This is a genomic window from Micromonospora sp. NPDC049580 (assembly GCF_040675595.1).
GTDB lineage: Bacteria > Actinomycetota > Actinomycetes > Mycobacteriales > Micromonosporaceae > Micromonospora.
Window position 1 is genome coordinate 1 of the sequence record NZ_JBFAPG010000033.1, and the last position, 25,032, is coordinate 25,032.

At 73.1% G+C, this 25,032-nt stretch carries 20 protein-coding genes and 1 pseudogene; 14 read left to right on the forward strand and 7 right to left on the reverse strand.

What is annotated here, in order from left to right; genetic code table 11:
* Positions 1–81: 81 nt before the first annotated feature.
* Both AB0J68_RS05155 and AB0J68_RS05160 read left to right on the forward strand, forming a co-directional pair.
* Positions 82–1,083: pseudogene (locus AB0J68_RS05155) on the forward strand (cobalamin biosynthesis protein); the annotation flags it as partial.
* The gene (locus AB0J68_RS05160; protein ID WP_363936283.1) at positions 1,080–2,621 is read left to right on the forward strand and encodes a cobyric acid synthase; all 1,542 of its coding nucleotides are present in this window, start codon (positions 1,080–1,082) and stop codon (positions 2,619–2,621) included. The pseudogene AB0J68_RS05155 and the gene AB0J68_RS05160, both read left to right, overlap by 4 nt.
* 10 nt (positions 2,622–2,631) lie before the next feature.
* On the opposite strand, the gene AB0J68_RS05165 is transcribed toward AB0J68_RS05160, so the two are convergent.
* Positions 2,632–3,033, reverse strand: coding sequence for a rhodanese-like domain-containing protein (locus AB0J68_RS05165; protein WP_354858820.1), 402 nt, complete (start codon positions 3,031–3,033; stop codon positions 2,632–2,634).
* Between the two features lie 552 nt (positions 3,034–3,585).
* On the opposite strand from AB0J68_RS05165, the gene AB0J68_RS05170 reads away from it, so the two are divergent.
* The 5 genes from AB0J68_RS05170 (at position 3,586) to AB0J68_RS05190 (ending at position 8,807) form a co-directional block, all read left to right on the forward strand.
* Positions 3,586–4,248, forward strand: coding sequence for a hypothetical protein (locus AB0J68_RS05170; protein WP_363936303.1), 663 nt, complete (start codon positions 3,586–3,588; stop codon positions 4,246–4,248).
* Between the two features lie 68 nt (positions 4,249–4,316).
* Entirely contained in the window at positions 4,317–5,462 is a 1,146-nt protein-coding gene (locus tag AB0J68_RS05175; RefSeq protein ID WP_363936286.1) for a M48 family metallopeptidase, read from the forward strand.
* A 36-nt stretch (positions 5,463–5,498) separates the two neighbouring features.
* Complete coding sequence (locus AB0J68_RS05180) at positions 5,499–6,842, forward strand: dipeptidase (RefSeq protein ID WP_363936306.1); 1,344 nt, start codon at positions 5,499–5,501, stop codon at positions 6,840–6,842.
* A gap of 77 nt (positions 6,843–6,919) precedes the next feature.
* Positions 6,920–7,126, forward strand: a complete 207-nt coding sequence (locus tag AB0J68_RS05185; RefSeq protein ID WP_007464240.1) for a hypothetical protein — start codon at positions 6,920–6,922, stop codon at positions 7,124–7,126.
* Between the two features lie 88 nt (positions 7,127–7,214).
* Positions 7,215–8,807, forward strand: coding sequence for an ATP-dependent DNA ligase (locus tag AB0J68_RS05190; RefSeq protein WP_355066226.1), 1,593 nt, complete (start codon positions 7,215–7,217; stop codon positions 8,805–8,807).
* Between the two features lie 43 nt (positions 8,808–8,850).
* Here AB0J68_RS05190 and AB0J68_RS05195 read toward each other — a convergent pair whose 3' ends face one another.
* Positions 8,851–9,672, reverse strand: coding sequence for an SURF1 family protein (locus AB0J68_RS05195; protein ID WP_354858791.1), 822 nt, complete (start codon positions 9,670–9,672; stop codon positions 8,851–8,853).
* 173 nt (positions 9,673–9,845) lie between these two features.
* Here AB0J68_RS05195 and AB0J68_RS05200 point away from each other — a divergent pair, with 173 nt between their 5' ends.
* Both AB0J68_RS05200 and AB0J68_RS05205 read left to right on the forward strand, forming a co-directional pair.
* Positions 9,846–11,249 carry a cobyrinate a,c-diamide synthase gene (locus AB0J68_RS05200; protein ID WP_363936289.1) on the forward strand — a complete coding sequence of 468 codons (1,404 nt, stop codon included), beginning with the start codon at positions 9,846–9,848 and terminating at the stop codon, positions 11,247–11,249.
* Positions 11,246–11,815 carry a GNAT family protein gene (locus AB0J68_RS05205; protein ID WP_354858796.1) on the forward strand — a complete coding sequence of 190 codons (570 nt, stop codon included), beginning with the start codon at positions 11,246–11,248 and terminating at the stop codon, positions 11,813–11,815. Before AB0J68_RS05200 ends, AB0J68_RS05205 begins: the two co-directional genes overlap by 4 nt.
* A gap of 9 nt (positions 11,816–11,824) precedes the next feature.
* Here the strand turns inward: AB0J68_RS05205 and AB0J68_RS05210 are convergent, their stop codons facing one another.
* Positions 11,825–13,954, reverse strand: coding sequence for a transglycosylase domain-containing protein (locus AB0J68_RS05210; RefSeq protein ID WP_363936291.1), 2,130 nt, complete (start codon positions 13,952–13,954; stop codon positions 11,825–11,827).
* Positions 13,955–14,076: 122 nt separating this feature from the next.
* Between AB0J68_RS05210 and cobC the strand changes: the two genes are divergently transcribed.
* From cobC to cobA, 3 genes are read left to right on the forward strand one after another with little or no spacing between them, the layout of a single operon-like run.
* Positions 14,077–15,159, forward strand: a complete 1,083-nt coding sequence (cobC, locus tag AB0J68_RS05215; protein WP_354858830.1) for an Rv2231c family pyridoxal phosphate-dependent protein CobC — start codon at positions 14,077–14,079, stop codon at positions 15,157–15,159.
* Entirely contained in the window at positions 15,159–16,238 is a 1,080-nt protein-coding gene (gene cobT / locus AB0J68_RS05220) for a nicotinate-nucleotide--dimethylbenzimidazole phosphoribosyltransferase (protein ID WP_363936309.1), read from the forward strand. The genes cobC and cobT overlap by 1 nt, the downstream gene beginning before the upstream one ends.
* Before the next feature lie 40 nt (positions 16,239–16,278).
* Complete coding sequence (gene cobA, locus AB0J68_RS05225; protein WP_355137839.1) at positions 16,279–17,511, forward strand: uroporphyrinogen-III C-methyltransferase; 1,233 nt, start codon at positions 16,279–16,281, stop codon at positions 17,509–17,511.
* Between the two features lie 319 nt (positions 17,512–17,830).
* Here the strand turns inward: cobA and otsB are convergent, their stop codons facing one another.
* The 4 genes from otsB to AB0J68_RS05245 all read right to left on the reverse strand — a co-directional run bounded on the left by otsB (position 17,831) and on the right by AB0J68_RS05245 (position 22,644).
* The gene (otsB, locus tag AB0J68_RS05230; protein WP_363936295.1) at positions 17,831–20,437 is read right to left on the reverse strand and encodes a trehalose-phosphatase; all 2,607 of its coding nucleotides are present in this window, start codon (positions 20,435–20,437) and stop codon (positions 17,831–17,833) included.
* Positions 20,434–21,834 carry a trehalose-6-phosphate synthase gene (locus AB0J68_RS05235; RefSeq protein ID WP_355066161.1) on the reverse strand — a complete coding sequence of 467 codons (1,401 nt, stop codon included), beginning with the start codon at positions 21,832–21,834 and terminating at the stop codon, positions 20,434–20,436. Before AB0J68_RS05235 ends, otsB begins: the two co-directional genes overlap by 4 nt.
* A gap of 143 nt (positions 21,835–21,977) precedes the next feature.
* A complete protein-coding gene (locus tag AB0J68_RS05240; RefSeq protein ID WP_354858808.1) occupies positions 21,978–22,301 on the reverse strand; it encodes a hypothetical protein in 324 nt (107 codons plus the stop codon).
* Between the two features lie 58 nt (positions 22,302–22,359).
* Entirely contained in the window at positions 22,360–22,644 is a 285-nt protein-coding gene (locus tag AB0J68_RS05245) for a hypothetical protein (RefSeq protein WP_355137835.1), read from the reverse strand.
* Between the two features lie 213 nt (positions 22,645–22,857).
* Here AB0J68_RS05245 and ettA point away from each other — a divergent pair, with 213 nt between their 5' ends.
* Both ettA and AB0J68_RS05255 read left to right on the forward strand, forming a co-directional pair.
* On the forward strand, positions 22,858–24,534 hold the full coding sequence (gene ettA, locus AB0J68_RS05250) for an energy-dependent translational throttle protein EttA (RefSeq protein WP_355137833.1): 1,677 nt from the start codon (positions 22,858–22,860) through the stop codon (positions 24,532–24,534).
* Positions 24,534–25,010: a thioesterase family protein gene (locus tag AB0J68_RS05255; RefSeq protein ID WP_363936300.1), complete on the forward strand. Its 477-nt coding sequence runs from the start codon at positions 24,534–24,536 to the stop codon at positions 25,008–25,010. The genes ettA and AB0J68_RS05255 overlap by 1 nt, the downstream gene beginning before the upstream one ends.
* The last annotated feature ends 22 nt before the right edge of the window (positions 25,011–25,032 follow it).

Here is a 25,032-nt window from a genome sequence, read left to right on the forward strand (position 1 = left end):
CGCCCTGGCCCGCGACTACGACGTGCTGGTGGTCGACCGAGGGCTGCCCGTGTTGGACGGGCTGGGGTTGGTCACCCGACTGCCGGCACGGTGTTCACGGCGCTGGCCGTCGGTGGGCCCGTGGTGCTCGGGGCGGTCGCTGCGGCGGCCACCCGGCACCGGCCGGTGAGCCGTGCGGTGCTCGTCGCCGCCGGCACCTGGACCGTGCTGGGCGGCCGTACTCTCCGACACGAGGCCGCCGTCATGGGCCGAACGCTTCGTGACGGTGACCTGCTCGCCGCCCGACGGCGCCTCGGCAACCTCTGCGGCCGGGACCCCTCGACCCTTGACGAGTCGGAGTTGGCCCGGGCCACCGTCGAGTCGGTCGCGGAGAACACCTCCGACGCGGTGGTCGCCCCGCTGGTCTGGGGAGCGGTCGCCGGCCTGCCCGGGCTGCTGGGCTACCGCGCCGCCAACACCCTCGACGCCATGGTCGGGCACCGATCGGAGCGTTACGCGCGGTTCGGCACCCCGGCCGCCCGGCTGGACGACCTGCTCAACCTGGTGCCGTCCCGGCTGACCGGGCTCCTCACCATCGCCGTCGCGCCGGTCGCGAACGGCGACCGGGAGCAGGCCTGGCGGGTGTGGCGACGGGACCGCAACGATCACCCGAGCCCCAACGCCGGCCAGTGCGAAGCGGCGATGGCCGGCGCGCTCGGCGTCCGCCTCGGTGGCCGCAACAGGTACTTCGGGCGCTCCGAGGTCCGCCCGTTCCTGGGCGACGGCCCCCGTCCCGAGGCACGACACCTCAAGCGGGCAGCCCGCATCTCCGGCGCTGTCGGCCTGGCCGCACTCGGGCTGGCGGCCGCGTACCCGGTGACCGTCGGCCGCCTGGCCGGCGCCGTCGCCCGTCGGAGTCTGCGGGCCGTCGCGGCCGGGCCCGGGAACGGCCTGCGGTCCGGCGGGGCCGAGGGCGGCCTGCGGTCCGGCGGGGCCGGGGGCGCCCTGCGGATGGCTGGACGGAACGGCCGGCTGCTGTTCGGCGGGGTCGCGTCGGAGCGGGGCCTGTTCCGCGGTGCGGCGCGGCGGGTGAGCGGGCGGTGAGCGGCGGGCTGCTGGTCGCCGGCACCACCTCGGACGCCGGCAAGAGCGTGCTCACCGCCGGCATCTGCCGATGGCTGCACCGGCAGGGCGTGAAGGTGGCGCCGTTCAAGGCGCAGAACATGTCGAACAACTCGGCCGTCGTGGTCGGGCCGGACGGGCGTGGCGGCGAGATCGGCCGCGCGCAGGCCATGCAGGCCGCCGCCTGCGGGCTCGCCCCGGACCTGCGCTTCAACCCGGTGCTGCTCAAGCCCGGCAGCGACCTGGCCAGCCAGGTGGTTCTCCTCGGTACGGCGGTCGACACGATCACCGCCGGCACCTTCCGACAGGTGCGGCCCCGGCTCGCCGAGACCGCGTACGCGGCGCTGGCCGAGCTGCGGACCGCGTACGACGTGGTGATCTGTGAGGGTGCCGGGAGCCCGGCGGAGATCAACCTGCGGGCCGGGGACTACGTGAACATGGGGCTCGCGCGGCACGCCAACCTGCCCGCCATCGTGGTCGGCGACATCGACCGGGGCGGGGTCTTCGCCTCGATGTTCGGCACGGTGGCCCTGCTCGACCCAGCGGACCAGGCGCTCATCGCCGGCTTCGTGATCAACAAGTTCCGCGGCGACCTCGGCCTGCTCCAGCCCGGGCTGGACATGCTGCGTCAGGTGACCGGCCGTCCCACGTACGGGGTGCTGCCCTGGTCGCTCGACCTCTGGCTGGACGCGGAGGACTCGCTCGCCTACGGCCGGGTGCTCGGCCGCCCCGCCGCACCGCACGGCACCGACTGGTTGGACGTGGCGGTCGTCCGACTGCCCCGGATCAGCAACGCCACCGACGTGGAAGCGCTGGCCACCGAGCCGGGCGTGCGCGTACGCCTCACCGTCGAGCCGGCCGAACTGGCCGCCGCCGACCTGATCGTCCTGCCCGGTTCGAAGTCGACAGTCGCGGACCTCACCTGGCTACGCGAGACCGGCCTCGCCGACGCGGTGAGCAGACACGTGGCGGCCGGCAAGCCGCTGCTCGGCCTCTGTGGCGGCTTCCAGATGCTCGGCCGGGCCATCCACGACCCGGTCGAGAGCCGGCAGGGCAGCGTGCCCGGGCTCGGCCTGCTGCCCATCGAGATCACCTTCGATCCGCGCAAGACCGTCCGGCAGTCGGTCGGCACCGGCCCCGGCGACGTGGCGGTCCGCGGCTACGAGATCCACCACGGGTACGTCTCGCAGACCGACCCGGCCCTGACTCCGTTGCTGATCGGGGCCGACGGCGACGGTGAGGGCGCGGTGCTCGGCGCGGTGCACGGCACGCACTGGCACGGGGCGTTCGAGTCCGACGGCTTCCGCCGCTGGTTCCTCACCGAGGCCGCCCGGCTGGCGGGTCGTACCGGGTTCCGGGTCGCGCCGGGCACCAGCTTCGCCGCAGCCCGGGAAGGCTCGCTCGACCTGCTCGGCGACCTCGTCGAGGAGCACCTGGACACCGACGCCCTCTGGCGCCTCATCGAGAGCGGCGCACCCCCCGGTCTTCCCTTCATCCCACCCGGCGCCCCGCAGCTCTGAGCAGAGCGGTTCAGGGCCGGATGTCGGCGGGGCGGTCCGTGGTGGGCAGGCCGGCCGCCAGCCACGCGTCGACGCCGCCGATCATGTCGGTGGCCCGGCGCAGGCCGAGGGTCTGGAGGCTGGCGGCGGCCAGGCTGGAGCTGTAGCCCTGGCGGCACACCACCACGATCTCCCGGTCGTAGGCGGTAGCCTCCGGGATGCGCCAGGCGCTGGCCGGATCGAGCCGCCATTCCAGCACCGTGCGGTCGATGACGACGGCGCCGGGCAGGTCGCCCTGTTCGCGGCGCTGTGCGTCGGTACGGGTGTCGACCAGCAGAGCGCCACCGCGGACCGCCTCGACGGTCTGCTGTGGAGTCAATCGGTGCAGCCCGGCGCGGGCCTGTTCGAGGAGGGCGTCAATGCCGGGGCTCATCACGTCTCGGAGCACCACCCGATCATGCCGACTCGGGTGCCAACCCGCGCGGCGAACGGGCCGCCCGTCACCCGTCGCCCGCCCCAAATCCCCCGGTCGTGAGAATGACCGGCCCGGGGCGTCAGCCGGACGTGTCACCCCACCGAAACCGGCGTGATCGACTCGGTTTCCGTGATGTCGGGGTGTGCTGGCCGACGGGATACCCCGACATCAATGAGGCCGAGTTGATCTGGGCGGTGAACCCCCGTTGCCGGGGTGTGAGCGGGGCATACTTCGGTCGTGCACGGACTCGTCACCAGAGGGCTTGCCCACAGGGGCCCGCAGCGGCGCGGCCCCGACCGCACGGGCCGGCACGGGGATGAGGGCGGGGCTCAGGGCGGGAACGAGGACGGGAACGAGGGCGTAGACGAGGGCGGGGCTGCGGGCGTGGACGGGGCTCAGGCCGGGAACCAGGGCGGGGCCGCGGGCGTGGACGGGGCTCAGGCCGGGGCTGCGGGCGTGGACGGGGCTGAGGGCAGGGCTCAGGGCGGGAACCAGGGCGTAGACGAGGGCGTGGACGTCGGCGGGTCGACCGAGCGATCCGCCGCGCCGGTGCCGACGGTGGTGGTCGTCGAGGCGTACGCCGAGTTGGCCCGTCGGGTGCTCGCGGGCCCGGCGCGGTTGGGGCGGACCCGGCTGGTCGCGGTGGACGGGCCGAGCGGCGCGGGCAAGAGCCGGTTCGCCGCGCACCTCGCGGACGCCCTGGCGGCGCTGCCCGGCGGGCGCCCGCCGGTGGTGCACACCGACGACCTGCTCGACGGCTGGGACGACCAGCTCACCTTCTGGCCTCGTCTCGACACCGAGGTGCTGACCCCGCTGCGCCAGGAAGAGCCGGGCGCGTACCGGCGCTACAGCTGGGTGCGGCGGTGCTTCCTACCCCGCCCGGTGCCGGTGCCGGTGACGCCGGTGCTGATCGTGGAGGGGGTCAGCGCGGCCCGTGCCGTCGTCCGGCCGGAGCTGACCCTCGCCGTCTTCGTCACCGCGCCCGCGCCGCTGCGGCTGGCCCGTGCGGTCGAGCGGGACGGGCCGGAGATTCTGCCCGAGCTGCGCCGCTGGCATACCGGGGAGCGGGCGCACTTCGCCGCCGACGACACCGCGGCGCGCGCCGACCTGGTGGTCGACGGTGCGCCGACGCTGCCGCTGGACGCGTCCCGGTACTACGTGCGGGTCCGCTGACCGGGCATGGACGCCGGCCACCCGCTGCGGCACGATGCGAGGAGTCACGGCGAAACGGGGGCCCCATCATGACGGCAGCGGACGCGCCGGCGCGGCGCCGGATCACCCTCACCGGCATCAGCTCGCGGGCCTGGGAGCATCCGGCCGACCGGGGCGCCCTGGTCGCGCTGCGTGAGCTGCGTGGTTTCGACGACGTGGTGCGGGCGTTCTTCGGCATGTGGAACGAGCGGGGTTTCCGGCTGTCGGTGCTGGCGTCCGGCATCCGCGTCGATCACCGGCAGTATCCGGCGGTGTGGCAGCGCTACACCGAGGCCGCGGCGGCGCTCGACGTGGCCGAGCTGCCCGAGCTGTACGTGACGCAGTCGCCCTGGCTGGGCGCCGAGGCGGTGGGTCTGGACCGGCCGTTCATCGTGCTGAACTCCGCGTGCGTGCAGCAGCTCGACGAGGACGAGCTGCGCTGCCTGCTCGGCCACGAGTTGGGGCACGTGGGCAGCGGGCACGCGGTCTACAAGACCATGCTCATGATCCTCACCCGGTGGGCGGCCAACCTGAGCTGGTTGCCGGTGGGCGCGTTCGCGCTGCGGGCGATCATCGCGGCGATGCTGGAGTGGTGGCGCAAGGCGGAGCTGTCCGCCGACCGGGCCGGCCTGCTCGCCGGGCAGGACCCGGCCGCCGCGCTGCGGCTGCTGATGAAGCTCGCGGGCGGCGGCGACCTGTCGCAGATCGACACGACCGCCTTCCTGGAGCAGGCCGCCGAGTACGCCGGCGGCGGCGACCTGCGCGACAGCCTGCACAAGATCCGGATGACGGCGTGGAGCACGCACCCGGCGCCGGTGGCGAGGGCCGCGCAGTTGCGGCAGTGGATCGACTCCGGGGCGTACGGGCGGGTGCTGTCCGGGGACTATCCGCGCCGCGACGACGACGCCTCGACAAGCGTCTCGGAGGAGATCAAGGCCGCCGCCGAGTCGTACCGGGAGGAGTTCAGCCGCTCCACCGACCCGCTGGTCGGGTTGCTGCGCCGCCTCGGCGACGGCGCCAGCGACGTCGGCGGGTGGGTGGGCGGCACGGCCGGTCGGGCCCGCTCCTGGATGGACGCCGCCACCGAGGCCGCCGGCCGCGCGCACCGCGCCGGCCGGGCCGCCCCGGGCGCGCGGGCGGGCTCCGGCCCGGCGGATGTCGGTGACGGTACGGGCTCGGCCGGCACGCCTGAGTAAGGCCGGCATACGATTCCGGTCATGACCTCACCGATCATGTCCGAGTCCGAGGTACGGGCCGCCGTCGAGCGTGAGATGCCCGGCGTACGCGCCGACCTGGAACGCCTCGTCCGCATCCCCGGCATCGCCTTCGAGGGCTTCGACCACTCACACGTGGAGCGTTCCGCCGAGGCGGTCGCCGACCTGCTGCGCGGCTGCGGCCTGGACGTCGACATCGTGCGCTCCGGCGGGCAGCCCGCGGTGATCGGCCGTCGGGCCGCCCCACCCGGTGCGCCCACCGTGCTGCTCTACGCCCACCACGACGTGCAGCCGGTCGGTGACCGGTCGCTGTGGGAGTCCGACCCGTTCGAACCGGTCGAGCGCGACGGCCGCCTGTACGCCCGGGGCGCGGCCGACGACAAGGCCGGCATCATGGCGCACGTCGCGGCGCTGCGCGCGTACGGGGACGCGCTGCCGGTCGGCGTGGCGCTGTTCATCGAGGGCGAGGAGGAGTACGGCTCCGACTCGCTGGAGCAACTGCTGCGCGAGCACCGCGACGAGATCGCCTCGGACGTCATCGTGATTGCCGACTCCGGCAACTGGGACATCGGCGTACCGGCGCTGACCACCTCGCTGCGCGGCGTCGTCAACTGCTTCGTCGAGGTCCGCACGCTGGACCACGCCGTGCACAGCGGCATGTTCGGGGGTGTCGTCCCGGACGCGCTCACCGCGCTGGTCCGCCTGTTGGCAACCCTGCACGACGACGCCGGTGACATGGCGGTGGACGGGCTGGTCAGCCGGGAGGGCGCTGCCGTCGACTACCCCGAGGACCGGATGCGGGCTGAGTCCGGACTGGCCGAGGGTGTCCAGTTCATCGGCACCGGCCGGCTCACCGACCGGGTCTGGACGAAGCCGGCGGTGTCGGTGCTCGGCATCGACGCGCCGTCCACCGGCGAGGCGCCGAACGCCCTGGTCCCGGCCGCGAAGGCGAAGCTCAACGTCCGTCTCGCGCCGGGAGACGACCCGAAGCGGGCGTACGCGGCGGTGCGCGCCCACCTGGAGAAGCACGCGCCGTGGGGCGCCCAGGTGACCGTCACTCTGGAGCACGATGGCGACCCGTGCGTGATCGACGCGTCCGGGCCGATGTTCGACGCCGCCCGCTCGGCGTTCCGCGCCGCCTGGGACGGCACCGACCCGGTCGACATCGGCATCGGCGGTTCGATCCCGTTCATCGCCACGTTCCAGGAGATGTTCCCGGAGGCGGCGATCCTGGTGACCGGTGTGGAGGACCCGCACGCCCGCGCGCACGGCCCGAACGAGAGCCTGCACCTCGGCGAGTTCGCCAAGGTCTGCCTCGCCGAGGCGCTGCTGCTGGGCAAGGTGGCCGCGGCAAGCAGTTAGGTGTCGGAACGACAACTTTGCGTCTGATCTGGGAGTTCGCGGCGTGTCGCCGGGCGGCTTGTTATAGCCTTTCGAACATGAGTACGAACGAGGTGATGGCCCGGTTGGGGGCCGCCGTCAGCGCACTGGGGGACGTCGACGTCTCCGCGTGGTCCGAGGACACGCTCAACGACCAGCTCGGTGAGCTGTCCGCCGCCCTGGTCGCCCTCGACTCGGTGCTCTCCCGGGTCGCCGGCGAGGTCCGCGCCCGAGGGTTGCGCATCGAGGAGCCCGTCTCCGCCTGATTCCCGCCGCCCCCTCGTGGGCTGCGGCACCGCGCCGACACCGCCCGGGCACGGCAATGCCCGGGCGGTGTCGGAGGTGGCTGGCAGGATGGGCTTCGTGCGGTTCATCGACCTGGCGGCCACCTCCGCCGCCGTGGGCGCCACCAGCGGCCGGCGGGCCAAGGTGGAGCTGCTCGCCGACGCGCTGCGCCGGCTCGACCCGGCCGAGGTGGAGCCCGGCGCCGGCTATCTCGCCGGTGAGCTGCGTCAGCGGCAGACCGGCGTGGGCTACGCGAGCCTGCGTGACCTGCCGCCACCGGCCACCGAGCCGACGCTGACCGTGGCCGCCGTCGACGCGGCCATCGAGCAGATCGCCGCCGTGCAGGGCGCCGGGTCGCAGGCCCGCCGCCGGGCTCTGCTCGGCGGCCTCTACGCGGCGGCCACCGCCGACGAGCAACGGCTGCTCACCGGCCTGTTCGGCGGTGAGCTGCGCCAGGGCGCCCAGGCCGGGCTGCTCGCCGACGCCGTGGCCCGGGCCGCCGAGGTGCCGGTGGCGATCGTCCGTCGGGCCCTGCTGCTCGCCGGTGACCTGCGTGCCGTGGCGGTGGCCGCGCTGGCCGGCGGCGAGGCCGAGCTGGCCGGGTTCGGCCTGCGGGTCGGCCGGCCGTTGGCGCCGATGCTCGCGCAGAGCGCTCCCTCGGTCGACGAGGCGCTGGCCGCGACCGGCACGCCTGCGGTGGTCGACGTGAAGCTCGACGGCATCCGCATCCAGGTGCACCGCTCCGGCGCCGACATCGCCGTGTTCACCCGCAGCCTCGACGAGATCACCAACCGGGTGCCCGAGGTGGTCGCGGCGGTTCGCGCCCTGCCGGGCCGGGAGCTGGTGCTCGACGGCGAGGCGATCGGCCTGGACGAGACGGGCCGTCCGCTGCCGTTCCAGCAGACCTCCAGCCGGGCCGCCCGGCGCACCACACCGAGCACCACCGGGCGGACTCCGGTCGCCCCGGCGGTGCTCGCGGCCGCCGCCAGCACCGGCGCGACGGTGCTCACTCCGTACTTCTTCGACCTGCTGCACCTCGACGGCCAGGATCTGATCGACCTGCCCGGTCGGGAGCGGTGGGCCGCGCTCGCCGGCGCGGTGGACGCGTCGCTGCTGGTGGGGCGCATGGAGGTCGACGGCCCGGAGCAGGCCGGCGCGGCGTTCGCCGCCGCGCTCGACGCCGGCCAGGAGGGCGTGGTGGTCAAGGCACCGGACGCCCCCTACGACGCCGGCCGGCGCGGCGCCGCCTGGGTCAAGGTCAAGCCACGGCACACCCTCGACCTGGTGGTGCTCGCCGTCGAGTGGGGCAGCGGCCGGCGCAAGGGCTGGCTGTCCAACCTGCATCTGGGCGCCCGTGACCCGCGTACGGGCGACTTCGTGATGCTCGGCAAGACGTTCAAGGGGCTCACCGACGAGCTGCTGCGCTGGCAGACCGAGCGGTTCCTCGACCTCGCGGTGGAGCGCGGCGACTGGGTGGTCCGGGTCCGCCCGGAGCAGGTGGTGGAGATCGCTTTCGACGGGGTGCAGACGAGCACCCGCTATCCGGGTGGGATGGCCCTGCGGTTCGCTCGCGTGGTGCGCTACCGCGACGACAAGTCCGCCGCCGAGGCGGACACCATCGACGCGGTCCGCGCCATCCACGCCGGTCGGCTGAGCGGTTGACGGGCCACACCGGCCCTCGTCTCGCGCCGGGCCGGCCGCCCGCTCAGGCGGACGCGCTCGGCGTCGGCTCGGCCGCCCGGTCCAGCGGGGCGCTCGCGCTGTCGAGCCCGGCGGCCCGGCGTGCCTCGCGTCGGGCCACCCAGCCGTAGCCGAAGAGCGCCATCGCGGCGAAGAGCCACCACTGCACGACGTAACCGAAGTTCTGCCAGTTGTTGGTGTGCCCGACCGGCACGGCCTTGAACGCCCCGTCGGCGGCCGGGGTCTGGTCGTCCAGCAGCAGGTAGCCGCCGTAGACCGGGTAGGGCAGCTCGCGGGCCAGGCGCGGTACGGCGATCCGCCGCGTCTCCAGCCGGCCGTCGCGGCGGTCCACCGTGCCGGCGCCGCTCTCGGTCTCGTGCACCCGGCCGCTGACCGTCACGTCGCCGCCCGGCGGGGCGGGCACCGACGGCTGGGCGGTCGCCCCGCCCGGCGCGGGCGGGATCCAGCCCCGGTCCACCAGCAGCGCGCTGCCGTCGGGGAGCACCAGCGGGGTGAGCACCTCGAAGCCGACCCGGCTGTCGACCGTCCGACCACGGACCAGGACGGTGTTCGACGGGTCGTACCGGCCGGTGGCGGTGATCCGGGTCCAGACCTTGTCCTTCGCGGGGGCCGGGCCGGCGGTCCCGGGGCCGCCGGTGGGCGCGCGGAACGCGTCGGCCAGGGGCGCCGGGGCCATCCGCTCGCCCGCGTCGATCCGCTCGTTGATCTCGGTACGGCCCCGGTAGCGGTCCAGCTGCCAGTTGCCCAGCCACACCATGACGGCGGCGGCGACCAGGGTCAGCGCGAGGGCGCCCAACCAGCGTGGGCTCAGCAGGAACCGGTACACGGCACCGAGGCTACCCGTATGACCGGGGCCACTCACCGCGACCGGGCCGGGACCGTCCGCCGACCCCCGGTTGGCGGTGCTCGCCCGTCGGACCGGACGGGTATCGTCACGCCGACGGATCGACCTCCTCGGTTGTCCGTCGCGTACCCGCCGCCGCCCGCGAGGAGTCGATGATGACCGTCGTGCCGCGCCTGGTGCTCAGCGCACCGTCCTCCGGGCACGGAAAGAACGCGCTGGCGATCGGGCTGCTCGCCGCCCTGGCCGAGCGGGGTGTCGACGTCGCCGGGTTCAAGCTCGGCCCGGATCATGTCGACGCCGCGTACCTCGGTCTCGCCGCCGGTCGGCCCGGTCGGGTGATCGATCCCCGGCTGGTCGGCGTCGACCGGCTCGCCGCGCTTGTCGCACACGGCGCCGGGGGTGCCGCGCTCGCCGTCGTGCAGGGCAGCATGGGCCTGTACGACTCCGTCGGTGGCCGCCCGGAGCAGGAGTCCACGGCCGCCGCGGCCACCGCGCTGCGCAGTCCGGTGGTGCTGGTGGTCGACGTGGCCGCGATGGGGCAGTCGGTGGCCGCTTTGGTGCACGGTTTCCGCTCGTACGACGAGCAGTTGTGGCTGGGCGGGGTGATCCTCAACCGGGTGGCGTCGTCGCGGCACGAGGCGATGCTGCGCGAGGCGCTGGACGACGTCGGCGTGCCGGTCTACGGCGCGCTGCGTCGCCAGGACCTGCCGGCCGTGCTGCCGTCGCGCCGGCACGGGGTGGCGCCGGTGGTCGACTCCTCGACCGACGCGGTCCGTGCGGTGCGCCGGCTGGGCGAGGCGGTCGCCGCCACGGTCGACCTGGAGCGGCTGCTCGGGCTGGCCCGTTCCGCTCCGCCACTGCCGGCGGCGGCCTGGTCGCCGCAGGAGGCGCTCGGCGAGCTGGTCGTCCCGGCGCAGCGCCCGCTGGTGGCGCTGGCCGGCGGGCCGGGCGGCAGCTTCAGCCACCCGGAGACCGCGGAGCTGCTGTCGGCCGCCGGCGCCGAGGTGGTCACTGTCGATCCGCTGCGCGACGAGGCGCTGCCCGTCGGCACCCGCGCGCTGGTCGTCGGGGGTGCGTTGCCCGAGTCGTACGCCGAGCAGCTGTCGGCCAACCGGCGGCTCTGCATCGCGGTGGCCGAGCTGGCCCGCACCGGCCGGCCGGTGGTCGCCGAGGGCGCCGGCCTGCTGTGGCTGGCCCGGGAGCTGGACGGGCTGCCGATGTGCGGTGTGCTGGACGCGGTGGGTGTGAGCCGCGACGGCCTCGTGGTGGGCTACCGGGAGGCGACCGCCCAGACCGACAGCGTGGTCGCCGCGCGCGGCACGGTGGTCGTCGGGCACAAGGAGCACCGGGCGGTGCTCACCCCGCGCGCCGGTCAGCGGCCGGCCTGGAGCTGGGACGGCGGCACGCCGGAGGGTTTCGTGTGGCGCAACGTGCACGCCTCGCAGCTCACCCTGCACTGGGCGGGACACCCGGCGACCGCCGCCCGGGTGGTGGCGGCGGCGGTCAGCGAGCCGGCAGCCGACGCGGTGCCCGCGCAGCCTCCCGTGGTGCCCGCGTGATCGGTGAGTTGGCGGTCCGCCGGTTTCCGGCGTTGACCGTCTCCACCCCGCGTACCGAGGTGCGTCGGCTCACCGCGGCGGACGCGTCGGCCGCCGGGGAGATCTTCGCCGACAAGCTGACCCGGCGGTGGCTGCCGCTGGCCGACGACTCCGGCCCGATCGACGGGCACGCCTGGTGCACGGATCTGGCCCGGCAGCGGCGCGACAGCGGCGAGGGCGACCACTACGCGGTGGTCCGCCGGGAGGACGACCAGATGGTCGGCTCCCTCTGGACGCGGCGCACCGACTGGGGCGCCCGGCTCACCGAGGTCTCCTACGCGATGGCCCCCCACGCGCGGGGCTTCGGCCTGGCCGCCGAGGCGGTGGACGCGGTGGCCATCGCGCTGATCCTGGAGCACGGCTTCCAGCGGGTCGAGCTGCGGGTGGCACCCGGCAACCTGGCGTCCCGCCGGGTCGCCGAGAAGGCCGGCTTCAGCTACGAGGGGTTGCTGCGCAACGCCGGTTTCGTCGGCGGTGGCCGGGCCGACCTCGAACTGTGGTCGTTCGTGGCCGCGGATCTGCGCTGATCCGCGCCGTCATCCCACGATGGCGTCCGACGGTGGCGTGAACTGGCGGGTCGGCGTGCCCTTCAGGCCGTCGCGCAGGGTCTCGGCCACCGCCGCGATCGGGATCTGGGACTGCCCGTCACCGACGGCGTTGAACGGGTTGTCCGGGTCGGAGATGAAGCTCGCCGCGGCCAGCTCCGGGGTGTAGCCGACGAACCAGGCGGACCGGGTGCTGTCGGTGGTGCCCGTCTTGCCGGCGACCGGGCGGCCGACCGTACCCCGGACGCTGTCGGCGGTTGACCAGCCGCCGCAGCCGCCGCGTGCCGGACTGTCCCCGGTCGGGCAGCGGGCGGCGTCGGTGGCCGCCCTCGCTGCGTCGGCGCTGACCACCTGGCGGCAGCGCGGCTTGGCGACCTCACGGTGCAGACCGCCCGGAGTGGCGTACGTGGCCGGGGTGCCGTCCCGGTTCATGATCGCCTGCACCGGGATCGCCTCGCAGTAGCGGCCGTCGGCCGCGACGGCGGCGTAGGCGTTCGCCATCTCCAGCGGTGTGGCGTCGGAGACGCCCAGGGTGAACGCGCCCCACTTCTTGGCCTTGCCCGGGGACGCCTGTTCCCGGTCGACGTCGGTGCGCCAGCGCAGCCCGAGCTGTTCGGCCAGCCGGACCGCCCGGTCCGCGCCCACCTTCTCCTCCAGCCACACGAAGTACGTGTTGACCGACTTGCCGAAGCCGGACCACATGGTCTGTTGCCCGGTCATCGCGCCGCTGGCGTTGGAGGGCGCCCAGCCGTCGTAGACCGACGACTTGTAGCGGTACGGGGCGTTGAACGAGGTGGACAGCGTCATCCCCGAATCCAGCGCGGCCAGCATCGGGAACATCTTGAACGTCGACCCGGCCTGGTAGCCCGGCAGGTCGCCGCCGCCGAGCAGCGGCGCCACCGTGTTCGGATAGTTCGCCTTCACCTTCGGCCCGGCCTCCGGGTTGGAGCTGGGTGGGTTGTCGGCCAGGTCCAGGGAGTAGTTCCGGTTCACCGCCATCGCCTTCACGCGCCCGGTCCCCGGCTCGGAGACCACGATCCCGTTGGCGAACGGGCTGCCGGTGCCCTCCTTGGCGCCGACGTTCTTCTCCGCCGCCTCCTGGATCTTGGGGTCGAGGCTGAGCACGATGCGGTAGCCGCCCCGACGCAGCTTGTCCATCCGCTCCAGCCGGTTGGCCCCGAACGCGGGCTGCGAACTCCACCAGTTCTTCAGGTAGTCGCAGGCGAAGCCCCAGCTCCGGTACTTCTCGATGAGCGAGGCGCAGTCGCTCGGCGGGGTGGTGAGCTTCAGCCGGATCGGCTCGGTCTTCGCGGCGGCGGCCGAGTCGGGGGAGAGGTAGCCGAGCTGGCTCATCCGGTCCAGCACGTAGTTGCGCCGCCCGGTGGCGTCCTTCTGGTCGGTGTCGGCCGGGTCGTACTCGGAGGGGGACTTGACCAGCCCGGCGAGGGTGGCTGCCTCGACCGGCGTGAGGTCCTTCGGGGTCTTGGAGAAGAAGATCTCGCTGGCGGCGTAGATGCCGTACGCCCGGTGACCGAAGTACGCCGAGTTCAGGTAGCGCTCGAGGATCTGCTCCTTGCTCATCTCCTTCTCCAGGTCCAAGGCCATGCGCATCTCCTTGACCTTGCGCAGGCTGGTCTGCTGGGTGGCCTCCTGGACCTCCTTGGGGGTGTTCGCGCTGTCGCGCAGGGCCATCCGGACGTACTGCATGGTCAGCGTCGAGGCGCCCTGGGAGCCGCCGGAGCGGGCGTTGGACACGAAGGCGCGGGCCACGCCCTTCGGGTCGACGCCGTGGTGCTGGTAGAAGCGGTTGTCCTCGGCGGCGACGATCGCCTGCTGGATGTTCGGCGACATGTCCGACAGCTTCGTGTACTGCCGGTACTCCTCGTAGAACATGGTCAGCACGGTCTTGCCGTCCGGGGCGTAGAGGTAGGAGGTCTCGGCGGGCAGGGCGGTGGTCAGCAGTCTGGTCTTCTGCTCCGTGGCGTGCGCGGTGGCCTTCGCGCCGAGCCCGGTGAAGGCGACCACCGGGTACGCGACGGCGGCGATCACGATGCCGGCGATGAGGCCGGCGCGGAGAAGAGGAACGAGTCGACCAGCGGCAGCAAGGGGTCGGTTGCTCACGTGGCCAAGTTATGACATTTCCGATTCGTACATGAGAAGAACTCATAAACCCGCGAGGTGGTGACATGGCTTACGCCGACATCGACTGTCCCGCCGGCCATCTTCCCGGCAGGATCGCGGACATGCGCGATCAGTCTGCTGCCATCACCCCGCCCACCGGGGCCGAGCCGGACCTCGCGCACCACGGCGACGCCGAGGTGGGCGCCGGGCTGATCGACCTCGCCGTCAACGTCCGCCAGACGCCACCGCCGGCCTGGCTGGCCGACCCGATCGCCGCCACCCTCACCGACCTGGCCCGCTACCCCGACCCGGCGCCGGCCCGCGCCGCCGTCGCCGCCCGGCACCGGCGTCACCCGGACGAGGTACTCCTCACCGCCGGCGCCGCCGAGGGCTTCGTGCTGATCGCCCAGGCGCTGCGTGGCATCCGCCGACCCGTCGTGGTGCACCCGCAGTTCACCGAGCCGGAGGCGGCGCTACGGGCCGCCGGCCATCCGGTCGAGCGGGTGCTGCTAGACCCGGCCGACGGGTTCCGGCTCGATCCGTCCCTGGTGCCCGACGACGCCGACCTCGTGATGATCGGCAACCCGACGAATCCCACCTCGGTGCTGCATCCCGCGCGGACCGTGGCCGCGCTCGCCCGTCCCGGCCGGGTGCTGGTGGTCGACGAGGCGTTCGCCGACACCACCGGCGGCGCGCACCCCGGCGAGCCGGAGTCGCTGGCCGAGCGGCGGGATCTGCCCGGGCTGCTCGTCCTGCGCAGCCTCACCAAGACGTGGGGCCTGGCCGGCCTGCGGATCGGCTACCTGCTCGGCGCCCCGGAGCTGCTGTCCCGCCTGGCCGCCGTCCAGCCGCTGTGGGCCGTCTCCACGCCCGCGCTGGCCGCCGCCGCGGCCTGCGCCACCGGAGTCGCGGTCGAGGCCGAACGCGCGATCGCCGCCGACCTCGCCGCCGACCGCGACCACCTGGTCGCGCGCCTGGCCGACCTGCCCGGCGTACGCGTCGCGGGCCGCCCGGCCAGCGCGTTCGTCCTGCTGCACCTGCCCGACGCGAACCGGGTCCGAGAGGGCCTGCGCGACCGGGGCTGGGCGGTACGCCGGGGCGACACCTTCCCCGGGCTCGGCCCGGACTGGCTGCGGGTGGCGGTACGCGACCGGAACACCACCGACGCGTTCATCGAGGTGCTGCGCGAGACCATGGAGGCATGATGCTGGAGACCACGATTTCGGCCATCCGGCCACTCGACGAGGCGGCGATGGCCGCCGCCCGCGAGCTGCACGGCCGGCTGACCAAGCCGCCGGGCTCGCTGGGCCTGCTGGAGGATCTGTCGGTACGCCTCGCCGGGCTGGCCGGGGCCTGCCCACCGCCGGTGCCCGAGCCGGCCGCCGTGGCGATCTTCGCGGGCGACCACGGGGTGCACGCCCAGGGGGTCAGCCCGTGGCCGCAGGAGGTCACCGGGCAGATGATCGGCAACTTCCTGGCCGGCGGTGCGGTCGTCAACGCGTTCGCCCGCCAGGCCGGCGCCTCGGTCACCGTGGTCGACGTCGGGGTGGCCACCCCGCTGCCCGTCCCCGAGGCTTCCGGTCCGACCGACCCGTCCGCGCCCCGACTGGTCACCGCCTCCGTGCGCCGGGGCACCCGGGACCTCACGGTGACCGCCGCGCTCACCCGGGACGAGGCGCTGGCCGCGGTGCGGACCGGCATCCGGATCGCCGACGAGCTGATCGACGCCGGGGCGGGCATCCTGCTCACCGGGGACATGGGCATCGGCAACACCACCCCGGCCGCCGCGCTGATCGCCGCGTTCACCGGCGTCGACCCGCTCGACTCCACCGGCCGGGGCACCGGGATCGACGACCCGACGTACGCCCGCAAGGTGGCCGTCGTGCGGGCCGCGCTGGCCCGGCACACGCCCGATCCGGCCGACCCGCTGGGCGTGCTCGCCGCCGTCGGTGGCCTGGAGCACGCCGCGCTGGCCGGGCTGATCCTGGGCGCCGCGGCCCGCCGTACGCCGGTCCTGCTGGACGGCGTGATCGCGGTGTCGGCGGCGCTCGCCGCCGCCGCGTTCGCACCCGACGCGGTCGCGGCCATGGTCGCCGGGCACCGCTCGGCCGAGCCGGGCGCGACGGTGGCGCTGCGGCACCTCGGCCTCGACCCGCTGATCGACCTGGGGCTGCGCCTCGGCGAGGGCACCGGCGCGCTGTTGGCCCTGCCGGTGGTCACCGGCGCGGTCCGCGTGCTGCACGACGTGGCCACCTTCGACTCCGCCGGGGTGGCCGAGAAGTGACGGTGCCCAACGAGCGGGCGGTCCGGCTCGGTGGTGCGGCGTGAGCGCCAGCCCGTACCCGCTCGGCCTGCGGCTCGAGGGGCGACGTGTGGTCGTGGTGGGCGGCGGTGCGGTCGCCACCCGGCGGGTGCCGGCGCTGCTGGATGCCGGCGCGGACGTCCTGCTGGTGGCCCCGGAGCTGACCCCGGCGCTGCGGGCCCGGGTGGACGCGGGTCGGCTGCACTGGGTGCCGCGCCGGTTCGTGCCCGAGGACCTGGACGGGGCCTGGCTGGTCCAGGTGGCGATCGACGATCCGATGGCGGCGGCTGCGGTGAGCGCCGTCGCCGCCGAACGGCGGATCTTCTGCGTCCGGGCCGACGACCGGACCGCCGCCACGGCCTGGACGCCGGCGGTGACCCGCCACGGCCCGGTCACCGTAGCGGTGCTCGGCGGCGGGGACCCTCGCCGCGCGATGACCGTCCGCGACGCCATCCGCGACCTGCTCGCCGTGCGCGTCGCTGCTCCGACGCGGGTCCGGCCCGACGCCGAGGCGACGACCGGCGCGACCGCCGGGCGGGTGGCGCTGGTCGGGGCCGGCCCGGGAGACCCGGAGCTGATCACCGTGAAGGGTTGGCGGCTACTCACCGAGGCCGACGTGGTGGTCGCCGACCGGCTGGTGCCGGGTCTGCTCCTGGACGAACTCCGCGCCGACGTCGAGCTGGTGGACGCCTCGAAGATCCCCTACGGCCCGTCCCGGGCCCAGGAGGAGATCAACCGGATCCTGGTCGACCGGGCCCTGGCCGGCGCCGTCGTGGTCCGGCTCAAGGGCGGCGACCCGTACGTCTTCGGCCGTGGCGGCGAGGAGCTACTGGCCTGCGCGGCGGCCGGCGTGCCGGTGACCGTCGTCCCGGGAGTGACCAGCTCGATCGCCGCTCCGGCGGCGGCCGGGATCCCGGTCACCCATCGGGGGGTGGCGCACGAGTTCACCGTCGTCTCCGGCCACGTGGCACCCGACTCGCCGGCCTCGCTGGTGCGCTGGGACGCCCTCGCGGGCCTGCGCGGCACCCTGGTGATCCTGATGGGGCTCAAGAACCTCGCCGCCATCGCCGAGACCCTGATCGCGCACGGCCGGTCGCCGCAGACGCCGGCCGCGGTCGTTCAGGAGGGCACCACGGGCGCCCAACGGACGCTGCGGTCCACGCTCGGCGCGGTGGCCGCCGACGCGCTCACCGCCGAGGTGCGCCCGCCCGCGGTCGTGGTGCTCGGCGACGTGGTGGGTGCCCTCGACGGGTGACCGGTGGCACGGTCCACCCGGGCGCGGAGCGGCCCCGGGCGGTGCGGGCGGCAGAGCGGACCCCGGGCGGTGCGGGCGGCGGAGACCGGCTGGTCCCCGCGCGCGTCCTTTGCTCTGCTTCAACCGACGCAACATTCAGAAGGCGTTTGTGTTGCGTGGAGTGAAGCAGAGCAAAGGACGCGCAGAGGGCGACGCGAGGGCCGTGACGGCGGCTCTCGGGTGACCGGTACCCGCCGGTGGGGTTCGACCGGCCGGCGTCGGCCGAATGACGAAGGGCCGGAGCAGCGCTGCCCCGGCCCTTCGTCGAACTGACTGTCGGCTACTGCTTGAGCATGTTGTCGAGCAGCAGGGCGCAGCGGATCAGCCCGAGGTGGCTGTACGCCTGCGGGTGGTTGCCCAGGCCGCGCTCGGCGAGCGGGTCGTACTGCTCGGGGAGCAGGCCGGTCGGGCCGGCGGTCAGCACCATCTGCGCGAACAGCTCCTCGGCGTCGGTGCGGCGGCCGGTGCGCAGGTACGCCTCGATCAGCCACGCCGTGCAGATGTGGAAACCGCCCTCACGGCCGGGCAGGCCGTCGTCCCAGTGGTAGCGGTAGACGACCGGGCCGCTGCGCAGGTCCGCCTCGATCTTCAGGACGGTGGACAGGAAGCGCGGGTCGTCACCCGGGAGCAGGCCGGAGAGGCCGATCCAGAGCGACGAGGCGTCCATGTCCTCGTCCCCGTACGCGACGCTGTACGCCTCGACGTCGTCGTGCCAGCCGTGCTCCAGCACGTTGGCGCCGATCCGGTCGCGCAGGTCCTTCCACTCCGGCCGGTCCTCGCCGCCGTGCTGGCGCATCACGTGCAGCGCCCGGTCGACGGTCATCCAGCACATCACCTTGGAGAAGACGTGGTGCCGGGGTGGCAGCCGCGCCTCCCAGATCCCGTGGTCGGGCTCGTGCCAACGGCGGCGAACCGCCTCGACCATGTTCTCCAGGACCCGCCACTCGTCGTCGCGGACCGAGCCGCGCGCGTCGGCGACCGCCGCGATCAGGTCGGCGATCGGGCCGAACACGTCGAGCTGGAGCTGGTGGTTGGCGAGGTTGCCGACCCGGACCGGCCGGGAGCCGGCGTACCCGGGCAGCGTGTCGATGACCGCCTCAGCGCCCAGCTCGTAGCCGTCGATGGTGTAGAGCGGGTGCAGTCGCTCCGGGTGGCCGCCGGTGCGCTCGATGCAGCCGTCGACCCAGCGCAGGAACGCCTCGGCCTCCTCGATGGACCCGAGGTCGACAAGCGCGCGGGCGGTCAGCGCGGCGTCACGCAGCCAGCAGTAGCGGTAGTCCCAGTTGCGGACGCCGCCCAGCTCCTCGGGGAGGGAGGTGGTCGCCGCGGCCAGGATCGAGCCGGTGATCTCGTGGCAGAGCCCGCGCAGGGTGAGCGCGCTGCGGGCCACCAGGTCGCGGGAGGTGGACGGCAGCCGCAGCGAGGCCACCCAGTCCTTCCACGGCTGCTCGGCCGCGGCCTGCCGCTCGTGGATCGGCACCCGGTGGTGCTCCAGGCTGTGCGTGCCGAAGCGCAGCTCCAGCACGACCTGCCCGCCGGCGGCCGACAAATCGACGGTCGCCTTGGCGGTCTCGTACCCACCGTCGTTGTTGACCTGCCACTCGACCCCGGGGGAGTAGAGGGCGACCGGTTCGTTCGAGCCGAGCACCAGCAGGCCGTCGCCGAGCGGCTGCAACTGCACGGCGACCTGACCGAACTCGGGGCGCGGGGCGAACTCCACCCGGACCCGACCGCTGCCGGTGAGCACCCGGACCAGGGTCGAGTCGCCGGTGACCACCGCCGGGCCGTCCGGCGTCGTCTCGCGGGCCGGCTTGTCCAGCCAGTCGGTGACGGTGAGCCCGGACCACCGGGTCTCGACGGTCATCGTGCCGGAGCGGTAGCGCTGGCCCAGCGGGATGCCCCCGCGCTCCGGGGCGACGCTGAAGTGACCGGCCGGGCTGCCACCGACCAGGTCGGCGAAGATCGCCGCCGAGTCCGGCTTGGGGTGGCAGAGCCAGCTGACCTTCGCCTCCGGCGTGAGCAACGCGACCGTACGACCGTTGGCCAGCATGGAGTGCCGCTCGATCGGCACCGCCCGCTCGCCGAAGAGCCAGTGGCGGCGGGTCTCCAGCAGCAGCCCGAGCGCGCGGGCTGCCTCGATGGGCTCGGCCACCCGGAAGCCGGCCTTGGTCTCGCCGGGGCCGATCTTGATGCCGAGGTCCGGCCCGTGCAGGTTGCCGAAGGCGTTCTCGTCGGTGACGTCGTCGCCGATGAAGAGCACCGCGCTGGCCGAGAGCTGGGTCCGGAGCTGGTCGACGGCGGTGCCCTTGTGGGTGGCCACCACGGACAGCTCGATGACCTCCTTGCCCTGCGTCACCGTGACGCCGTCGAAGGTGGCCGGGCCGTTGCGGACCGCCTCGATGGCTGCGGCGGCGACCTGCGGGTCGACGCCCCGGGTGTGCACCGCGACGCTGGCCGGCTTGCGTTCCAGGCGGATGCCGGGGTGTTCGGCGGCGATCTCCCGCAGCGCGTTGCGCACCTGGGTGCGCACCGCGACCAGCTCGGGGGAGAGGCGCTCGACGAAGCCGATGTCGAACTCGGAGCCGTGACTGCCGACGAGGTGCACCTCGCTGGGCAGCCGGGAGAGCGCGGCCAGGTCCCGCAGGGCCCGGCCGGAGACCACGGCCACGCTCGTCTGCGGCAGCGCGGCGAGCGCGCGGATCGCCGCCACTGATTCGGGCAGCGGTACGGCGGTGCTCGGGTCCTCCACGATCGGCGCGAGTGTGCCGTCGTAGTCGCAGGCGATCAGGAGCTGCGGAACCCGGGCGATCCGGCCGATGGCAGAGCGCAGCTCGGGGTCCAGCACCCCGGTGGCGATCGCCGCTCCGTCGTTGACGGACGTGTTCACGCGGCCTCCGCCTCGGGAACTCCGAGTTCGGAGAGGAAAGACTTGGCCCAGTGCCCCACGTCGTGGGTACGCAGGTGACGTTGCATTGTCCGCATCCGGCGGCGTGCCTCGGTTTTCTCCACGTGCACGGCCCGGAGCAGGGCGTCCTTGACCGCGTCCGGGTCGTGCGGGTTACACAGGAAGGCCTGGCGCAGCTCCGTTGCGGCGCCAGCGAACTCGCTGAGCACGAGCGCACCGCCCTGGTCGGCGCGTGATGCGACGTACTCCTTGGCGACGAGATTCATACCGTCTCGCAGCGGGGTCACCATCATCACGTCCGCAGCAACGTACATCGCGGCCAGTTCACTGCGACTGTACGACTGATGGAGGTAATGCACGGCCGGCACGCCGACTCGGCCGAATTCGCCATTAATGCGACCAACTTCGCGCTCTACCTTGACCCGAAGTGCCTGGTAGTGCTCGACGCGCTCGCGGCTCGGCGTGGCCACCTGCACCATAACGGCGTCCGGAACTGTCAACTTTCCGTCAGCGAGCAACTCGCGGAACGCCTTGAGCCGCAACTCGATGCCCTTGGTGTAATCCAGCCGGTCCACGCCCAGGATGATCGTCTTCGGGTCGCCCAGCTCGGCGCGGATCTGCTTGGCCCGCGCCTGGATCGCCGGGTCGGCGGCCATCCGTTCCATCTCCTGGGTGTCGATCGAGATGGGGAAGGCGCCCGCCTTCACCTGTCGCCCGTCGACCTGGATCATCTGCCCCTCGTAGCGCAGGCCGAGGAGGTGCCGGGCCAGCCGTACGAAGTTCTGCGCGGCCAGCCGCTGCTGGAAGCCCACCAGGTCCGCGCCGAGCAGACCGCGCAGGATCTCGGTGCGGAACGGCATCTGCATGAACAGCTCGATCGGCGGGAACGGGATGTGCAGGAAGAACCCGATCCGCAGGTCCGGACGCAGCTCGCGGAGCATCGCGGGGACCAGTTGGAGCTGGTAGTCCTGCACCCAGACCGTCGCGCCCTCGGCCGCCACGTCCGCCGCGGCCTCCGCGAACCGCGCGTTGACCAGGCGGTACGCCTCGCGCCAGCGCCGCTTGTACGCCGGTGTCTCCACGGCGTCGTGGTAGAGCGGCCAGATCGTCGCATTCGACTGGCCCTCGTAGTAGCGCTCCAACTCCTCGGCGCTCAGCGGCACCGGATGCAGCCGGATCCCCTCCAGGTCGAACGGTTCGGGGGCGGCGCCGGTGCCGCCGGCCCAGCCGACCCAGGTGCCATGCTGTTCGGCGAGCACAGGATGCAGCGCGGTGACCAGCCCGCCTGGGCTGCGTCGCCACTGCCGTCCCTCGGGTGTGCTCACCTCGTCGACCGGCAGACGGTTTGCCACAACGACAAAGGAGCTACGGACGGTCACGATCGGCCACCTCCGGGTGCTGACGGGTCCACCGCGATGAGCGTACTGAGCGTAGCTGCGGCGTCTTGTGCCCCGTGCCGGAGTCTCCTACCCGCCTCGGTCTGGCCGAATCCTACAGGTGATCTTGTCGACAGCCGTGGCGGTCAGAGATCGATGATCGGCCACTCCTTGGGCAGTACCTCACCAAGCAGTTCCCGCCGATCCGTCATGATCGGTACGACCGCTCGGGCTGCCGCTTCGATCGCAACCTGGGCGAGATCGATGCTGCCCAGGAGGCGGGACCAGCCGCCCAGGATGGGGCACATGTTGTGATCGACCGGCGCGACAACTACAGCTTCGAGATCGGAGACAATGTCCAGCAACGGCCAGCCGTCGCTGGACACTCGGCGATATGCGGCTGTCAGGCACATGGCCGGAATGATCACGGACTCCCGGCGGTAGGCAACCTTGGCGATCTGGATGCCCACAGCCGGCTCTCCTTCGGAGTAGGCCAGCAATGCGGTGGTGTCGAGTACGAGTCCCGCGTCAGTCACGAACCTGTAGCCGTCCCCGCGACGCCTCGTTCAGCAGCGCGGCGGCCTTGGCGCGCAACTCGGGAGTTATTGCCTGGCGAGCCTCATCCAACTTGCGCCCGGCCTCCTCGAGGCCCTCGTCGGTGATCTTGAAACCGATCTGCTCCAGAATCCGCCGGGTTCGTTCACCGACCATTCGTTGGCGGATGCTCTCCGTCACGAAGGCGGACACGTTGGGCTCGGTGGCCAGCCGTTCTGCGACGTCGTCCGGGATGCTGATGGCGATCTTTTTGGTCACACTCAAGACGGTAGTGAGTTATACCGACTCCGGCAATGCGGCTCGCCGGCGTACTCCTGGGGCGGGGTGATGTGGGCGAAGCGCGCCGTACCTGTCAGGATTGACGATGGCGTGCGCGCGGCCGGCTCCCGGCCGGCGGCGGCGGGTGCAGGTCCCAGCCCGCGCCGCGCCGCCGACTCAGGCGACAGCAAACCGACGGAGGTAGCCCGCACCGTGGCCCAGTACATCTACGTCCTGGAAAAGGCGCGCAAGGCGCACGGCGACAAGGTCGTGCTCGACAACGTCACGTTGAGCTTCCTGCCGGGGGCCAAGATCGGTGTGCTCGGTCCGAACGGCGCCGGTAAGTCCAGCCTCCTCAAGATCATGGCAGGGCTGGACAGGCCGAGCAACGGCGAGGCCCGACTCATGCCCGGCTACACCGTCGGCATGCTCGCCCAGGAGCCCCCGCTCAACGAGGCCAAGACCGTGCTCGGCAACGTCGAGGAGGCGGTCGCCGAGACCAAGGCCAAGCTGGAGCGGTTCAACAAGATCGCCGAGCAGATGGCGACCGACTACACCGACGAGCTGATGGAGGAGATGGGCAAGCTCCAGGAGGAGCTCGACCACCTCGACGCCTGGGACGTCGACTCCAAGCTCGAACTGGCCATGGACGCGCTGCGCTGCCCGCCGCCGGACGCCGACGTGACCCAGCTCTCCGGTGGTGAGCGCCGCCGGGTCGCGCTCTGCAAGCTGCTGCTGGAAGCTCCCGACCTGCTGCTGCTCGACGAGCCCACCAACCACCTGGATGCGGAGAGCGTCTCCTGGCTGGAGCAGCACCTGGCCAAGTACGCCGGCACCGTCATGGCGATCACCCACGACCGGTACTTCCTCGACAACGTGGCCAACTGGATCCTGGAGCTGGACCGCGGCCGGGCCTACCCGTACGAGGGCAACTACTCCACCTACCTGGAGAAGAAGGCCGCCCGACTGGCCGTCGAGGGTCGCCGCGACGCCAAGATGAAGAAGCGCCTCACCGAGGAGCTGGAGTGGGTCCGCTCCAACGCCAAGGCCCGCCAGACCAAGTCGAAGGCCCGCCTGGACCGGTACGACGAGATGGCCACCGAGGCGGAGAAGACCCGCAAGCTCGACTTCGAGGAGATCCAGATCCCGCCGGGCCCGCGCCTGGGCAGCACGGTGATCGAGGCGAACGGCCTCAGCAAGGGCTTCGGCGACCGGCTGCTGATCGACAACCTGTCGTTCTCGCTGCCCCGCAACGGCATCGTCGGCATCATCGGCCCCAACGGCGTCGGCAAGACGACCCTGTTCAAGACCATCGTCGGGTTCGAGGAGCCGACCGACGGCGAGGTCCGGGTCGGCCCCACCGTCTCGCTGTCGTACGTCGACCAGAACCGTGAGGGCCTCGACGGCGACAAGACCGTCTGGGAGGTCGTCTCCGACGGGCTGGACTACCTGATGGTGGGCAAGGTCGAGATGCCGTCGCGGGCGTACATCGCCGCGTTCGGCTTCAAGGGACCGGACCAGCAGAAGCCGACCAAGGTGCTCTCCGGCGGTGAGCGCAACCGGCTCAACCTGGCGCTGACCCTGAAGATCGGCGGCAACGTCATCCTGCTCGACGAGCCGACCAACGACCTCGACGTGGAGACGCTCTCCAGCCTGGAGAACGCCCTGCTGGAGTTCCCCGGCTGCGCCGTGGTCATCTCCCACGACCGGATGTTCCTGGACCGGGTCGCCACGCACATCCTGGCCTGGGAGGGTGACGACCAGGACCCGGCCAGGTGGTTCTGGTTCGAGGGCAACTTCGAGGCGTACGAGAAGAACAAGATCGACCGCCTCGGCGCGGAGGCCGCCCGGCCGCACCGGGTGACCTACCGCAAGCTGACCCGCGACTGATGTCCGACCGGTTCGTCTACCACTGCACGCTGCGCTGGTCCGACCTGGACGCGTACGGCCACGTCAACAACTCGCGCTTCCTCACGCTCTACGAGGAGGCGCGGGTGGCGTTGATGTTCGCCGGCGGCCGGGCCTGGGGAGTGGGCTCGTTCGCCGACGGCGTGGTGATCCGCCGGCACGAGGTCGACTACCTGCGCCCGGTCGACTACGCGCTGGGTCGGGCCACCGCGGAGGCCGCGCCCACCGTCCGCATCGAGCTGTGGGTGGAGGAGATCAAGGCTTCACGGTTCACCGTCGCGTACGAGCTGTACGACGGCGAGGTGCTGGCCAGCCGTGCCCGCTCGGTGCTGGTGCCGTTCGACCTGACCCGCCAGGTGCCCCGGCGGATCACGCCCGAGGAGCGGCGCCCGGGTCTCCGAACGCGGTCAGCGGCAGCGCCGGGCAGCCGACCGACTGCGAGATCCGGGGCATCTTGAGGGTGTAGGGGGCCTTGTTGCC

What these genes read in the sequence shown, in the direction of transcription:
- AB0J68_RS05165 (WP_354858820.1), bottom strand. Translation starts at nt 3,033, where the DNA reads ATGAGCCCCGGCATTGACGCCCTCCTCGAACAGGCCCGCGCCGGGCTG.
- AB0J68_RS05175 (WP_363936286.1), top strand. Translation starts at nt 4,317, where the DNA reads ATGACGGCAGCGGACGCGCCGGCGCGGCGCCGGATCACCCTCACCGGC.
- AB0J68_RS05180 (WP_363936306.1), top strand. Translation starts at nt 5,499, where the DNA reads ATGTCCGAGTCCGAGGTACGGGCCGCCGTCGAGCGTGAGATGCCCGGC.
- AB0J68_RS05185 (WP_007464240.1), top strand. Translation starts at nt 6,920, where the DNA reads ATGAGTACGAACGAGGTGATGGCCCGGTTGGGGGCCGCCGTCAGCGCA.
- AB0J68_RS05190 (WP_355066226.1), top strand. Translation starts at nt 7,215, where the DNA reads ATGGGCTTCGTGCGGTTCATCGACCTGGCGGCCACCTCCGCCGCCGTG.
- AB0J68_RS05200 (WP_363936289.1), top strand. Translation starts at nt 9,846, where the DNA reads ATGACCGTCGTGCCGCGCCTGGTGCTCAGCGCACCGTCCTCCGGGCAC.
- cobC (WP_354858830.1), top strand. Translation starts at nt 14,077, where the DNA reads ATGCGCGATCAGTCTGCTGCCATCACCCCGCCCACCGGGGCCGAGCCG.
- cobT (WP_363936309.1), top strand. Translation starts at nt 15,159, where the DNA reads ATGCTGGAGACCACGATTTCGGCCATCCGGCCACTCGACGAGGCGGCG.
- AB0J68_RS05255 (WP_363936300.1), top strand. Translation starts at nt 24,534, where the DNA reads ATGTCCGACCGGTTCGTCTACCACTGCACGCTGCGCTGGTCCGACCTG.